Origin of the sequence: Sphingomonas sp. 179-I 2A4 NHS (assembly GCF_045369135.1) — a bacterium.
Taxonomy (GTDB): domain Bacteria; phylum Pseudomonadota; class Alphaproteobacteria; order Sphingomonadales; family Sphingomonadaceae; genus Sphingomonas.
Genome location: NZ_JBIQFL010000017.1, coordinates 1 through 13,395, shown reverse-complemented (window position 1 = coordinate 13,395; position 13,395 = coordinate 1). Strand labels below are relative to the sequence as shown.

Annotated in this window: 12 protein-coding genes; 4 read left to right on the top strand and 8 right to left on the bottom strand. The window is 65.0% G+C overall.

All coding sequences use genetic code 11. The features are described 5' to 3' along the window. Positions 1–13: 13 nt before the first annotated feature. The 6 genes from ACH0CP_RS17545 to ACH0CP_RS17520 form a co-directional block, all read right to left on the bottom strand. Positions 14–361 carry a hypothetical protein gene (locus tag ACH0CP_RS17545; protein ID WP_156359966.1) on the bottom strand — a complete coding sequence of 116 codons (348 nt, stop codon included), beginning with the start codon at positions 359–361 and terminating at the stop codon, positions 14–16. Positions 362–393: 32 nt separating this feature from the next. After that, positions 394–891: an SRPBCC domain-containing protein gene (locus ACH0CP_RS17540; protein WP_162235282.1), complete on the bottom strand. Its 498-nt coding sequence runs from the start codon at positions 889–891 to the stop codon at positions 394–396. Positions 892–952: 61 nt separating this feature from the next. Then, complete coding sequence (locus ACH0CP_RS17535; protein WP_056454925.1) at positions 953–4,171, bottom strand: efflux RND transporter permease subunit; 3,219 nt, start codon at positions 4,169–4,171, stop codon at positions 953–955. Between the two features lie 4 nt (positions 4,172–4,175). Further along, on the bottom strand, positions 4,176–5,345 hold the full coding sequence (locus ACH0CP_RS17530) for an efflux RND transporter periplasmic adaptor subunit (protein WP_056454928.1): 1,170 nt from the start codon (positions 5,343–5,345) through the stop codon (positions 4,176–4,178). After that, a complete protein-coding gene (locus ACH0CP_RS17525; protein ID WP_056454932.1) occupies positions 5,342–6,622 on the bottom strand; it encodes a TolC family protein in 1,281 nt (426 codons plus the stop codon). Before ACH0CP_RS17525 ends, ACH0CP_RS17530 begins: the two co-directional genes overlap by 4 nt. 426 nt (positions 6,623–7,048) lie before the next feature. Beyond that, the gene (locus tag ACH0CP_RS17520; protein ID WP_056455015.1) at positions 7,049–7,711 is read right to left on the bottom strand and encodes a cation transporter; all 663 of its coding nucleotides are present in this window, start codon (positions 7,709–7,711) and stop codon (positions 7,049–7,051) included. Positions 7,712–7,780: 69 nt separating this feature from the next. Between ACH0CP_RS17520 and ACH0CP_RS17515 the strand changes: the two genes are divergently transcribed. After that, positions 7,781–8,182: a helix-turn-helix domain-containing protein gene (locus ACH0CP_RS17515; protein ID WP_235515693.1), complete on the top strand. Its 402-nt coding sequence runs from the start codon at positions 7,781–7,783 to the stop codon at positions 8,180–8,182. A gap of 408 nt (positions 8,183–8,590) precedes the next feature. On the opposite strand, the gene ACH0CP_RS17510 is transcribed toward ACH0CP_RS17515, so the two are convergent. Beyond that, on the bottom strand, positions 8,591–9,322 hold the full coding sequence (locus ACH0CP_RS17510; protein ID WP_156359963.1) for a DUF6118 family protein: 732 nt from the start codon (positions 9,320–9,322) through the stop codon (positions 8,591–8,593). Between the two features lie 6 nt (positions 9,323–9,328). Then, on the bottom strand, positions 9,329–12,244 hold the full coding sequence (traA, locus tag ACH0CP_RS17505; protein WP_406889923.1) for a Ti-type conjugative transfer relaxase TraA: 2,916 nt from the start codon (positions 12,242–12,244) through the stop codon (positions 9,329–9,331). Positions 12,245–12,396: 152 nt separating this feature from the next. Here traA and ACH0CP_RS17500 point away from each other — a divergent pair, with 152 nt between their 5' ends. Genes ACH0CP_RS17500 through ACH0CP_RS17490 form a run of 3 tightly spaced genes read left to right on the top strand, consistent with a single transcriptional unit; the run spans position 12,397 to position 13,236 of the window. After that, the gene (locus ACH0CP_RS17500; protein WP_156359964.1) at positions 12,397–12,669 is read left to right on the top strand and encodes a hypothetical protein; all 273 of its coding nucleotides are present in this window, start codon (positions 12,397–12,399) and stop codon (positions 12,667–12,669) included. Beyond that, positions 12,669–12,998: a conjugal transfer protein TraD gene (locus tag ACH0CP_RS17495; RefSeq protein ID WP_056454942.1), complete on the top strand. Its 330-nt coding sequence runs from the start codon at positions 12,669–12,671 to the stop codon at positions 12,996–12,998. The genes ACH0CP_RS17500 and ACH0CP_RS17495 overlap by 1 nt, the downstream gene beginning before the upstream one ends. A gap of 13 nt (positions 12,999–13,011) precedes the next feature. Beyond that, entirely contained in the window at positions 13,012–13,236 is a 225-nt protein-coding gene (locus ACH0CP_RS17490; protein ID WP_037533475.1) for a conjugal transfer protein TraD, read from the top strand. The last annotated feature ends 159 nt before the right edge of the window (positions 13,237–13,395 follow it).

The following is a 13,395-nucleotide window of genomic DNA, read 5'->3' as shown; positions in this document are numbered from 1 at the left end:
CGAGCGCGATCAGTCATTGCCGCGTTTCCTTTCTGCACACGACGGGACGCTGCCCCGCCGCCTCAATCCTGATTTCGTTGCCCGAGAAGGTCGCGCTTTGGGCGTCGCCAACATATTGCAGCCCCTGCGAGGGCGCGGTGAGGACGATCGGCGCTGCGCGAGCGTCGCTCCGCAACTCCACCGTCAGACCTTGGTCTTTAAAATCGATCAGAAGCGCCCGATTATCGTCACACCGATAAGGGTGACGACCGGGTGTGCCATTGGGGACACCACTGTCGCTGGCATGAATCTCCTGCTCGGTCGGCGGCCCCTTTCGGGGCTGTTCCGAGCAGCCCGAGAGGATGACCAGCGCCGCACCCATGCTCAGGCTGGCGGCCGCAGCACGAAACGCTGTCATTTCCGCCTCCGCTGTCCATTTACCCCGGCACGGACAGGCGGGGTGCGATGCTTTGACAACGGCGAAGCAGACAGACGCCGAAGATGGCGCTCAAGGCACTCGTCAGATCGGACCAGGCTAGCCTGAAGCTTGCGACGCATCAGCGCCGCCAATGGAGAGGCGAGAAGGCCCGAAAAACGCAAGCTATGGCGCAGACGCGTGCCCGTAGAGTCCCCTTCCAACGCATAGGCTTCCTCAAACAGGAGGAACTTGGCGACGCCGGCGGTCCAGGCAAATGCCAACGGCTTGTCGGCGCGGATGATGTCGGCCTTCGACGTCATGGACCTGTCGAGTCCGCCGATGCGGAATGTGTAGGTAGCATCGCCACCAGGGACAGCGGCGCCGGAGAGCTGAATGAAGGGCTTCCAACGCGGATGCCCGGCAAAGTCCGTGAGAACCGTCCATACGCGCAGCGGCGGTGCATTGAGGGCCGTCACATTATCTATCGTCGTCATCTGTGCACCTCCCTTTCCGGTTTGTGGCGAATGGGAGGGCGGTTCCCGCCCTCCCTGCCGATCACGCAGGCTGCGGCACCGGAGCGGCATCGTCCGGCTCATCGACTTTTATCGCCTGGCTTCCGAACCGGGCGTAGAGCGTCGGCAGCACGAACAGCGTGAGCAACGTCGCCGAGATCAGGCCGCCGATGACGACGGTCGCGAGCGGCTTCTGCACTTCGGCGCCGGCACCGCTCGCAAACGCCATCGGCACGAAACCGAGACTGGCGACGAGCGCCGTCATCACGACGGGGCGAAGCCGTTGGAAGGCACCCGCATGCGCAGCTTCGGCCCGGTCCATCCCCGATCGCATCAGGTCATGGATCGATGACACCATGACGAGGCCGTTGAGCACGGCGATCCCCGACAGTGCGATGAAGCCCACCGCGGCGGAGATCGAGAAGTCCATGCCGCGCACGAACAGCAGCAACACGCCTCCCACCAGCGCGAACGGCACGCCGGTGAAGACGATCGCGGCATCGCGCACCGATCCCAATGCCCCGTAGAGCAGCAAGAGGATCAGGACGAAGCACGCCGGGATGACAAGCTGGAGCCGCTGGCTGGCAGACTCCAGGTTCTCGAACTGCCCGCCCCATTCGAGATAGCTGCCGGCAGGCAGACGTACGCCGCTAGCGACCGCAGCCTGTGCATCCGTCACCACGCCGCCGACGTCGCGCCCGCGCACGTTCGCCTGAACAACGACGCGACGCTTGCCGTTCTCGCGGCTGATCTGGTTCGGCCCGTCTACGACGCCGATGTCCGCGACGCTCGACAGCGGCACATAGCCGCCACCGGCGACCGGCACCTGCACCTGTTCAAGCCGCCCCAGATCGGCGCGTTCGGCATCCGACAAGCGGATAACGACCGGAAACCGCCGATCGCCCTCGAAGATCATGCCGGATTCCCGTCCCCCGAGGGTGGCGGTGATGGTATCCTGCACGTCCTGAGCAGTGACGCCGACCCGCGCCATCGCATCACGGTTCACGCGGATGTCGAGCATGGGAAGGCCCGTCGTCTGCTCAACCTTCACGTCCGCCGCGCCCTCTGTCTTGCGCAGAATGCCGGCGATCTGTTCGGCGGTGCGGTTCATGCTGGCGAAGTCGTCGCCGAACACCTTGACCGCAATATCGCCGCGGACACCGGCGATCAGCTCGTTGAACCGCATCTGGATCGGTTGTGTGATCTCATAGGCATTGCCGGGAATTTGGCCAAGCTTGCCTTCCAACCGCTCCACCAGGGCTGCCTTTTCCAGCTTGGGATCAGGCCATTGGTCGCGAGGCTTCAGGATGACGAACATGTCGGTTGCGTTCGGCGGCATCGGGTCGGAGGCGAGTTCGGCCGTGCCCGTCTTGGAAAAGACGAACCGGACCTCCGGTTGCTTCGCTACCATCCGTTCGATCGGCACCTGCATCGCCTGGCTTTGCTGAACCGACGTTGCGGGTATGCGCAGCGACTGAATAAGCAGGTCGCCTTCGTCGAGTTGGGGGAGGAACACCTGCCCGAGTGTCGTGAAGGCCAGCGCTGCTGCGACGAGACTAAGGACGCTTGCCCCGATCGTGATCGTGGGCCGCTTCATCGCCTTGTCGAGACCCGGTTCGTAGCGTGCCTTTAGCCAAGCAATGATCCGACCGTCCTTCTCCTCGACCTTCTTCGAGAGCCAGATGGCGATCGCTGCGGGAACGAACGTCAGCGACAGCACGAAGGCGAAGAGCAGCGCGATGATGACGGTGAGCGCCATCGGTCCGAACGTCTTGCCTTCCACGCCCGTGAGCGTGAGCAGCGGCACATAGACGAGGATAATGATCGCCTGCCCGTAGACCGAAGGACGGATCATCTCCCGCGCCGCGGTCGCCACCGATTCCAGTCGCTCCTTTACCGTCAGCAGCCGTCCTTCATGATGCTGTTGCTCGGCAAGGCGTCTGAGCGCGTTCTCGACGATGATGACCGCACCATCGACGATCAGGCCAAAGTCGAGCGCGCCGAGGCTCATGAGGTTCGCCGACACGCCGAGGCGCAGCATCCCAAAGCCGGTCAGCATCATCGTGATCGGAATGACAGCCGCGGCAATCAACGCGGCGCGAAAGTTGCCGAGCAGCAGGAACAGCACGACCACGACGAGGAGCGCGCCTTCGCTCAGGTTCTTTGCAACCGTCTTGATTGTCGAATTGACCAGCGCGGTGCGGTCGAGCACCGGCTGCACCACCACGTCGGGCGGCAGCGAAGCATTGATCTCCTTCAAACGATCAGCGACCGCGGTCGCGACGTTGCGGCTGTTCTCGCCGATGCGCATGACCGCAGTGCCAACAACAACTTCGGTGCCGTTCTCCGACGCCGAGCCCATCCGGATCGCCTGTCCTGTGCGGACGCTCGCAACCTGATCGAGCGTGATGGGCACGCCCTCCCGGGTTGCGACAACGGTACGCGCAAGTTCGTTGGCATTACGCACCAGCGCATCAGAGCGGACCGCCAGACCCTCGCCATTGCGATTGACGAAGCCGCCGCCCACGCTCGTATTGTTGCGCTCCAGAGCGGTGCCGAGATCGGTGAGCGTAATCTTGAGTGAGGCGAGCTTCTGCACGTCGGGGACGACGAGGTACTGTTTGGAGTACCCGCCGATCGAGTCGACGCCGGCAAGGCCGGGCGTGTTCTTGAGCAGCGGCGTTACGATCCAGTCCTGCGCGGTGCGGAGATAGGTTGCCTTGTCCTCCTGGCTGGTCAGCCGCTCGCCTTCAGGGGTGATATAGCTGCCATCGGGCTGCTGTCCGGGTTCGCCAGGTCGATGCTTGTCATCTTTCCGATGATCGAGGCGCACGGTCCACATCAGGACCTCACCAAGCCCAGTTGCGATCGGACCCATCTCCGGATTGACGCCATCGGGAAGGCTCTCCGCAACGCCTTGCAACCGTTCGCCGACCTGTTGGCGGGCAAAGTAGATGTCGGTGGATTCGTCGAAGACTGCGGTGATCTGGGCGAAGCCGTTACGGCTCAACGAGCGGGTGTTTTCAAGGCCGGGAATGCCGGCAAGGGCCGTTTCGATCGGAAACGACACCTGCTTCTCGACCAGTTCGGGCGAGAGTGCGGACGCACGGACGTTGATCTGAACCTGATTGTTCGTGATGTCCGGCACCGCGTCGATCGGGAGCCGGTAGAGGGACCAGCCACCGATAACGGCAGCGATGGCGGTGAGGAGCAGGACGAGCCAGCGCTTCTCGACCGCCCATGTGACGATGCGAGCGATCATGACATCAATCCTCGTGCGCCGCTTCGCCCTTGCCGAGTTCGGCCTTGAGCGTGAAGCTGCCGGTAGTGGCGATCTGCTCCCGACCGGTGAGGCCGGAGCGGACGATGACGGTGTCGCCGGCAGCATCGCCGAGCGTGACCGGGGTTGCCTGAAAACCCTTGGGCGTGCGGACGAACACGACCGACTTGCCTTCAACCGTCTGGACGGCTGTCGTCGGCACGCGAATGGCCGAGCTTCCGCCACTCCCGCTCAATTGGACCGAGGCACTGACGGGCTCGCCTACACGCCATTGGCCGCCTCGGTTGTCGAGCGTAGCGATAACTGGCACCTGCCGTGTCTCCGGATCGAGCGCTGGTGACACGAAGCTGATGCGCGCACTCGTCTGCCGCCCAGGCGCCGTCACCATCACCACATTGCCGGGCCGAACCCGTCCGGCATCTTCTGGCTTCAGGTTAAGGGCCAGCGACACCCGTCCGAGGTTCGCGATACGGTAGAGTTCCGTGTCGGCTGCAACGGTCTGCCCGAGCACGACAGGGCGAGCGATGACCTGACCACCAATCGGAGCGACGATGCCGAGCCGATTGAGTCCGCCCCCGCCACCGCCTGCCGCGGACACCTGGCTTTGTGCCTGCCGGTAAGCGATGCTGGCTTCGATCGCCGCAGTGCGTGCGGCGATCAGATCCTGCTCGGGTGAAACGCGTTGCGCGAACAGCCGCTGCTCGCGCGACAGGTTCGAGTTAGCGAGCGCGAGCCGGGCGCGCGATGCCTCGACCTCGCCTTTGAGCTGAGCCGCTTCCCGGCTTTCGATGATCGCGATGGTCTGTCCGCGCCCGACCGACTGGCCAAGGTTGCGGGTCAACGCCACGACCCGCCCGCCGATCGCGGCCGAGACGACCTGCGTTCCTTGCGGGTCGCCTTCGATCGTTGCCGGCAGTTCGATCGTACCGGCACCACCCGTGATGGGGCGGCCGATCTGGACACCCGCGGCGGCAATCTGGTCAGGCGAGAGCGTCACGACACCCTCGTCGGCATGAGCCGACTCACCGCCACCGGCTTCGGTGCCGACTTCGGTTTCAGCTTCAGCCGCGTTGCCGCCTTCCGGGCTGCTACCGCAGGCCGCGAGTAACAGGGCAAGGCCGAGCGGCAGAACGCCGCCCGTCAGGATGGTCTTCATCGATCGGTTCCCCCGGAATTGGTAGTGGGCGCGGGGGCGGTCAGTCGCTCCAGTCGCGCACGGGCATTTTGATAATTGGCGAGCGCTTCGATCGCGGCGATGCGCGTTTCAGCGAGGGTGCGTTCGGCATCGAGCAGGTCGAGCTGGCCGAACTTGCCCTCGCGGTAGCCGATACGCGCGATCCGGGCCGCTTCCTGTGCTGCAGCCAGCGCCGGCCCCGCCGCGGTGCGAGCCGTGGTCGCAGCGTTCGCTGCCTCGGCTTGTGCATCCGTAATTGCCTGTTCGACATCGAGGGCGGTCACGCGTCGCACCGCTTCAGCCCGTGTCCGCTCCGCCGTGGCCTGAGCAATGGCAGCGCGGCCATTGTTGAAGACCGGGATCGGAATGGAGATCGAAAACATTGCGGCGGTATCGTTCGTTGCTTCCAATCGGCGCAGCGCCGGCCCGACGTTGATGTCCGGCACGCGGTTGGCGCGAGCTAGCCTGATGCCGGCATCGGCAATGGCGAGATCGGCATCTGCCGCCGCCAGCGCCAGCGTGCCCGCCGTCTGCGCGGGGGCCATCGGCCCGAAGGTCGATGCGGGAATTCGGTCAAGAAGCCCAACGTCCAGCGCGCCGTCAATCGGTCGCCCGATCCGTCGCGCTAGGTTCGTTCGTGCCGCTTCGGCGAGCCGTACCAGTCGCTCGACATTGGCATCCGCGTTGATGCGCGCGACGTCCGCCCGTTGTTCTTCAAGCGGCGATGCGCGCCCTGCCTGGACCCGAACTCCCGCTCCTCTCAGCACCTCGGCTGCAATCCGGGCTTGATCACGTGCCGTTACCAGCCGGCGTTCGGAAGCGACGGCCTCGACGTAGAGCTGTGTGACCTGCACGCGGATATCTGCCGCAACGATCGCAGCCTGCAATTCGGCCCGCGACACCTGCGCGCTGGCGACCGCCACGCGGGCGCTCCGCTTGCCGCCAAGCTCAATCGGGAGCGCAACTCCAACCGTCGTCTCGGCACTGCGCAAGCCCCTGTAAGGGCCGGAGCCGACGATGTTCTCGACTTGGCCCTGAACAACCGGATTAGGCCGTAGACCGGCGACGCTGCGGCCTTGGCGAGCCGCCTCAATAGCCGCGGTTGCCGCTTCCGACGCGGGTGCCGAGCCGCCCGCGGCCAAAACAGCTTGGTCGAGCGTGTAGACTGGCGCAGCGGACGCTGCCACCGGCGCCTGTTGCGCCTGCGCCACTGAGGCGCACGACGCCGCGGCCAGCAAAGCCGCGAATAAACGATGCATGATTGAAGGACTCCTGACGCAACCGGGCATCCCGCGACGTTCTCTCGCGGGGGTCTAGGGTTCGTCAGGCCTGTGGTGGACGGAGAGCCGGATCGCCTATGAGGCCCGCGCCATGCGCCTGCTCCCAAGCCATACTTTTCGCAGTCTGGCTAATAGCGTTCGGAACGACGTCGGCCGTAATCGGCACGCCGATATGGTGCCCGTGGCACCCTCCATGATGGTGCGGGTAGCCCTTCTCGGAATCCGCAGGGACTTGGTCACCATCACCATCGACGTGAACAAGGGTTGATGCTGCAGACTCAGCCGACGTTTCGAGACAAGTGATTGGCTCGGCGGCATGCACGGCCGCGCCCAGCCCCAATGACGAGGCGAGCAGCAGGCAAAGAACAAAGGCGAGCAGCCGACGCATATGGGATTGGGTACCAGTTACCGGTTAGGATGTAACGACATAGTTGCCGAACGGTCGTGCCTCTTTCCGATTGACCTCAACTCGGTCCTGGCTTGGCCGATGATCTGGAAGCCACCCCAAAGCCCCAATGTTGCCATCAATCCGGCGACGATCAGGTCAGGCCATGCCGTTCCGGTCCCGAACACGCCCGCCGCCGCCAGCACGACGGCAATGTTGCCGATCGCGTCGTTGCGTGAGCAAATCCACACCGAGCGCATGTTCGCGTCGCCGGTTCGAAAGCGGTAGAGCATCACCGCGACAAGTCCGTTGGCGACCAGCGCCGCGACCCCGACGACACCCATAACCTCGGCGTGAGGCACAGTGCCGTGGAACGCGCCCCAGCCCGCCGCGAGCAGGACATAGAACCCGAGCAGGGCAAGCGTCGCCCCTTTCAGCATCGCTGCGCGCGCCCGCCAGGCTATCGCCATTCCGGCCACACCCAGGCTGATCGCGTAGTTGGCGGCATCACCGAAGAAGTCGAGCGCGTCGGCTTGGAGCGCTTTCGACCCGCCCGTGATCCCAGCTACGATCTCGACCGCGAACATACCGCCATTGATGGCGAGCGCGATCCACAGCGCGCGCCGCCACTTCGGGTCGTTGAGGGTACCCGCCTTGTCGGACGCGCAGCTCGTGCAGGCCATGTTCGTCACCTCGATAGAATCGATCTGGCAGCCTATATGCACCCTCTAGTCGCTAGAGGGTCAAGCGCTGTGTCTGATAAACTGACGATTGGAAAGCTGGGCTCGGCGACGGGCACAAAGGTCGAGACAATCCGCTATTACGAACAAATCGGCTTGCTGCCGGCGCCAGCGCGGTCGGCCGGCAATTACCGGACCTACGAGGGCGAGCATCTGCGGCGCTTGTCCTTCATTCGTCGGGCGCGAGACCTCGGCTTCTCGATCGATCAGGTACGCGAGTTGATGGGGCTCGCTGATCGTCGCGAACAGTCCTGCATGGCCGTGGACGTGATCGCCAACCAGCACCGGGATGCGATTACGCGGAAGATTGCCGATCTAACGGCCCTCGCTGGTGAACTGGACGCTCTGATCGACTCCTGTAGCCGCAACACTGTGGCCGATTGCAGGATCATCGAAGCCTTGGGTCCGAAGTGATCGCTCCGGGTCAGAGCACGGGTGTGCCACGTGGCACACCAACACGGTGAAGCTGCATCTGCCAAGAGCGGAAGAAGGCAATGCGCGAACGCAAAGCCTCCGCAGTCAGCTCTAGCACCCACCGTGAAGTTGGCAACTTCGCGAAAACGAGCAGCTTCGCAGCTTGTCGCTGCGCCTCGATACGAAGAAGGCCGCCCCTTGATGCCAACGGCAACAGCGGGGACGGCCATGTTGCCGCGATTATAGGCGGGGAAAGCCTTCACGCATAGGTTGAAGACGCTGCAGTCCAGATAAACCAAAGGCCGCCCATTGGGCGGCCCTGGCCATTAGTTCCCTGGCGGGAAACGGACTCTCCCTCTCCGAGGAAGGCCGCCTGTGCCTCTCACATAGACGGTAGCTGATAACCGTTCAACTAACGGCAGGTGCGACCCTGACCGTGCACCGTACTTCCTCACGCGCCTTGTTCGCGCGCTTTCGACACGCCTCCAGAACCGCACGGTTGGCGGTGACGATCCGGTCGCCCGCCGCGATGTTGGCGAAGGCATCGGGTGCAGCGCTCTGCATCATTCGCTGCCCTGCTTCCCAACGAGGAAGGCCGAGCGTCCGCGCCGCCATACGCTCGGGCCATTGCCAGCTCGCCGGCGCGACCTCGCGCGCGACCATTCCGGGCAGGATCGTCCATGCCAGGATGCCAATCGCCGCCCCGCCCAGCCCGAACCAAAGCTGCCTGTTCTTCTGATCGGCCTTCGTCCATGCCGATCCGGCGATGGCGCGAAGTTCGGCCATGACGCGGGCCTTGTCCTCGCCTGCCTTGGCGAGTGCCGCCTGATCCTCACGCCGGGCAGCGTTGCCCGCTGCGGCAATCCTCTGTGCCATCTGTTCGGGCGTCATCGCCAGCGCCGGACTCCGGGCGATCACATCGTTGATGACAGCGATCCGGTCGGCCGTGGCGTCCACGCCCTGCTGCATCCGCCCCAGCGTCTCGGAATAGTCGGGAACGTCGATATGCGCCCGCTCGGCCGCCAAGCCCTCCACGGCACGGCGCAGCAACGCCAGCTCGCGGTCCTGGCCTTCTATCACGGCGCGCAACCGGTCGAACGCTTCCGCTGGATCGCCGCCTTCCTGAATATCGTCGTCCATCGTCACCTACCGGCTCATGCCATGATCGCGGTCGCGGCTAATCGTGACCGACTGCGCCAGCTCGTTTGCGATCGATCGACCGCGCTCCATTTTCAGTTCCAGCTCGGGCGCGCGCCGGTGCAACGCGGATTCGAGCTGCGGGTCGCGGTGCAGCCCGCCCGCGATGCTCTCCATGCGCTTACCGAGCCGTTCCGCACCCGCATGGTCGCCGGCGCGCTCCATGCTGGCGCGAGCTTCCATCATGCCCTGCCACTGCTCCACGAACCGTCCGGCGCGCTTCTCCGGGTCGATGCGGACCTGACGCTCCGTTTCCATCGCCTTCGCCGCGCCGCCCGTGTTCCCCTCGGCCGCGTCGCGCGCGAGCCGGGGATCGCGTTCGATCGCGCTGGCGAGGTCGCGCGCGCCATGCGGCCGCACCTGGTCGAGCGCGTCGCCGGCCTTCGCCAATGCCTGTTCCTGGTGCGCCAGCACCGGCAACCCCTTATCCCGCATCCGGCCTATATCGGCTGCGGCACGCCCATAGCGTTCGATCGCGCGGGCCTGCGAGGGCGCGAGCGGCCGATCGGCCGCGGTACGCTCCAGCGACGTTACCTTTTCGGCCGCCGGTTTCGGCCGGAAGCCGTCGAACATGCTCTTAGCCTTGTCGCGCACCTTCTCCGCCACCTGGCGCGCGAGATCCGGGAACCGGATCTCGCGCCGATCGGCGAACGCGCGCGCCTGGTCCTGCTCCGGACGGGCATAGTCGCCGGCCATGTCCTTGCCCCGGTCGCGCGAGAGGGCGCGGACGAGCTGGCGCTGGTCAGCGAAGTCGTCGCGACCATAGTGGAGCTGCACGTCGTCGCGGTGCCGCGACATGCCGACGTAGGCGCTGTGGCGGTCCATGCCGGGGGTGGCGAGGACGTGCGCGCGATCAACCGTCACGCCCTGCGATTTATGGAACGTCGCCGCATAGCCATGATCGACATGGGCATAATCCTTGATGTCGAACGCGACGCCGCGCCCGTCATCGAGGCGCACCGCCATCCTCTCGGGCGATACCCGCTCGATCGTCGCCAGCGTGCCGTTCTTGACCCCCATGCCCCGCTCGTTGCGCAGGAACATGATGCGGTCGCCGGTCGCGAACTGCCGCTCGCCCCGCTCGGCCTTCACCGTCACGTCGTCGCCAAGGTCGCCGGATGCACGCAACCGGTCGCGCGCCTCCCCATTGAGGCTCTGCACCTCGGCGTTGGTGTGGGTGAGGATGATCCGGCTCTTGCCCGGCTCGGCCTGGCGCGCGCGATCCCAACCGTCCACCAGCTCGCCCCGCGCCTGCTCGCGGGTGTCGGCCGCGTGGATCATGCCCTTGCCGTCATAGGCGTGGATCGCCTCCCCGGTGCGCCCGGTCGCCAGCGCACGCGTGGCGTCGCGCTGCCAGTCCTCGCGCTGCCGGCGTATCTCGGTGATCTCGGCCGCGCCGTGGCGCTCGGTAACGCTGCGGAACGCCGCGCCGGCCTCGATCGCCTGCAACTGCTCGGGGTCGCCGACCATGACGACCTTGGCACCGGCGTCACGTACCTGGGACAGCACCCGCTCCATCTGGCGCGAGCCGATCATGCCGGCTTCATCCACGACCAGAACGTCACGCGGGCCTAGCTGCTCGCGCCCCTGCCCCCATGCGTGTTCAAGGCTGGCGATGGTGCGGGACTGGATACCGGACCCGCCCTCAAGGTTCTCAGCCGCGATACCCGACAAGGCCGCGCCGCGCACCGTGTAGCCCTGCCCCTCCCAAGCCTCGCGCGCGACGCCCAGCATCGCCGACTTGCCCGAACCGGCATAGCCGACGACGGACGCCAGCCCGGCGCTGCCGGTCACATAATCGAAGGCGTCGCGCTGCTCACCGGACAGGACAAGGCCCTTGGCGCTGGCCGCGCCGATCGCCGCATCACGATGCCGATCGGCGACGCCATGCCCGACGCGGCCTGTCAGCTCGTCGCCCACGCGCTCAAGCCGGTTCTCCACCGCAATCATGTCGCGCGACGTGAACCGCTCCTGGTCGCGTCCGTCCTTCCCCAATGCGACCAGTTCGGGCGATCCCCGCACCGCCCCCATCACCTGGTCGAATTGCTCCTTGCCGTCGCTGTGCCGGAACGCGAACGTCGCAAGATCGCGAGTGGTGAACGTGGCCTGCTGCCGGGTGATCGCGTCCAGCGCGATATTGGGATCGGCGATGATCTTCGCGCCGTTTTCACGGGCGATCCGCGTGTGATCCTCGATCCGCTCCGCCTCAAGCCCCTGCTCCGGCCTGCGCGACGCTGCCGGACCGATCTTGTGCTGCGGCTCAAGCTCGATGCCCTGCGCCTGATAGCTGCGATGGTCGATGCGACCCTCAAGCCCCAGTTCGGCCATGCGCTCGTTGACGTGTGCGCTCCACGCCTCGCGCCAGTCCTTCAACAGTTCGGTGCTGTTCCAGTCACGGTTCTTCTTCCCGAACCCCTCCGGCCCTACGTCGCGCATCGTCATCATCACATGCGCGTGCGGCTTGGGCGTGCCGTCCTTCGCCTTGTCCCAATGCACGTTCAGGTCCGCGACCATTCCGCGATCGACAAACTGCTTTTTCACAAAATCGCGCGCGAGCTGGACGCCCTGCTTCTCGTTCATCTCACGAGGAATCGAGAACTCCACCTCGCGGGCAAGCTGCGCGTCCTTGCGCTTCTCGCCTGCCTCCACCTCGTTCCACAGCGTCGTGCGATCGTTTAAACGCTCCGGTGCACCCTCCGGCAACATCACCTCGGAGTGAATGACACCCGTCTTGTTGCTGAAATCGTGGTTACGCCCAAGCCGATCATCGTGCAGCTCGGAAGCGGAACGATAAGCGCCGCTCGCAACGGCACTCGACCCGTTTGCGCGGCTCACAACCTTGGCGGAGAAGTGGTAGATCGCCATGATGCCGCACACTGCCTTACTTAGCGCATGTCGGCAACGACGTATAAGCGCGCACTCACAACTCGCTGCGCTTTTCATGATTGACTTGGTGCGGCTTTCTGACTTGAACTCTCCCCACACTTTGGCAAACTGCCCGAAGCAGAGAGAATATGATGAGCGGTCCCGACGACGAAACGACAGAACGTCACCGCGATGAGCATATCGCGAGTGCATTGGGGATCAGCGCTATTACGCTCGCTAGTTACCCCTTCAGCGTGACGAAAACGCCAGTCACGACGGCATGGCGGGAGGATGGCGTAATCTATGGCTGGCGCATTGTTTGGGGCACGGAAGCGCCACCCGGTGTCGATGTGAGCGGCACAGCGGGTTCGCTGTGGTCGGATATTCCTGCTGCGCTGGAGAACCCGGATGAGGATGACGCGTGATGCGTAAGGTCCGCGATTATGATGCTGAGCTGAGGGCGCTGAGTGACAAGGCTCGGTCGCTCAAGGCGAAGCGGGTCGAACAGCTCGGCCAGCTCGTCGCCGCAACCGGGGCCGATGCGTTCGATGCGGAAACCCTTGCCGGCGTCCTGCTCGATGCGATCGGATCGAAGGATGCCAGCGCGAAGGAGGCATGGCGCGCGAAGGGCGCTGCCTTCTTTCAACGGCGCGGGCGCAAAGGTGCTGGCGCTGCTGCAATCGACGGATCGGGCGCTGCGACTGAACCGGGCGGCGACGCTGCGGGCGGAAGCAGCGGAACGGCGGACGGATAGCAGGGGCTGGGTCGTGCAACGTCGCGAACGAACGCGCCACCTGATTGAGCTGGGCGGGCTGGTCCAGAAAGCCGGCCTGGTCGAACTAACCGACGACGATCGCGCCACCCTTTACGGCGCGCTGCTTGATCTCGCCGGACGTGGTCGTGGCGACGATTCTAGCGACATCCTGGCGCTATGGAAAAGACGCGGAAAACGCGCGTTCGACGCGGAAGCGGAAGGGAGCGAAGCGCAATGAGCGATTTCGATATTAAGGCGATCCGCCGCCAGGTCCGCGCGATGGATTTCGTGCGCGGTACCCCGGCGGAAGTTGCCATGTGGGCCCAGTCGGCCCGAAGCTGCGATTTTGGCCATGTTGAAGAACAAAGATTGAACATGGCGATCTACCAGGCTCGCT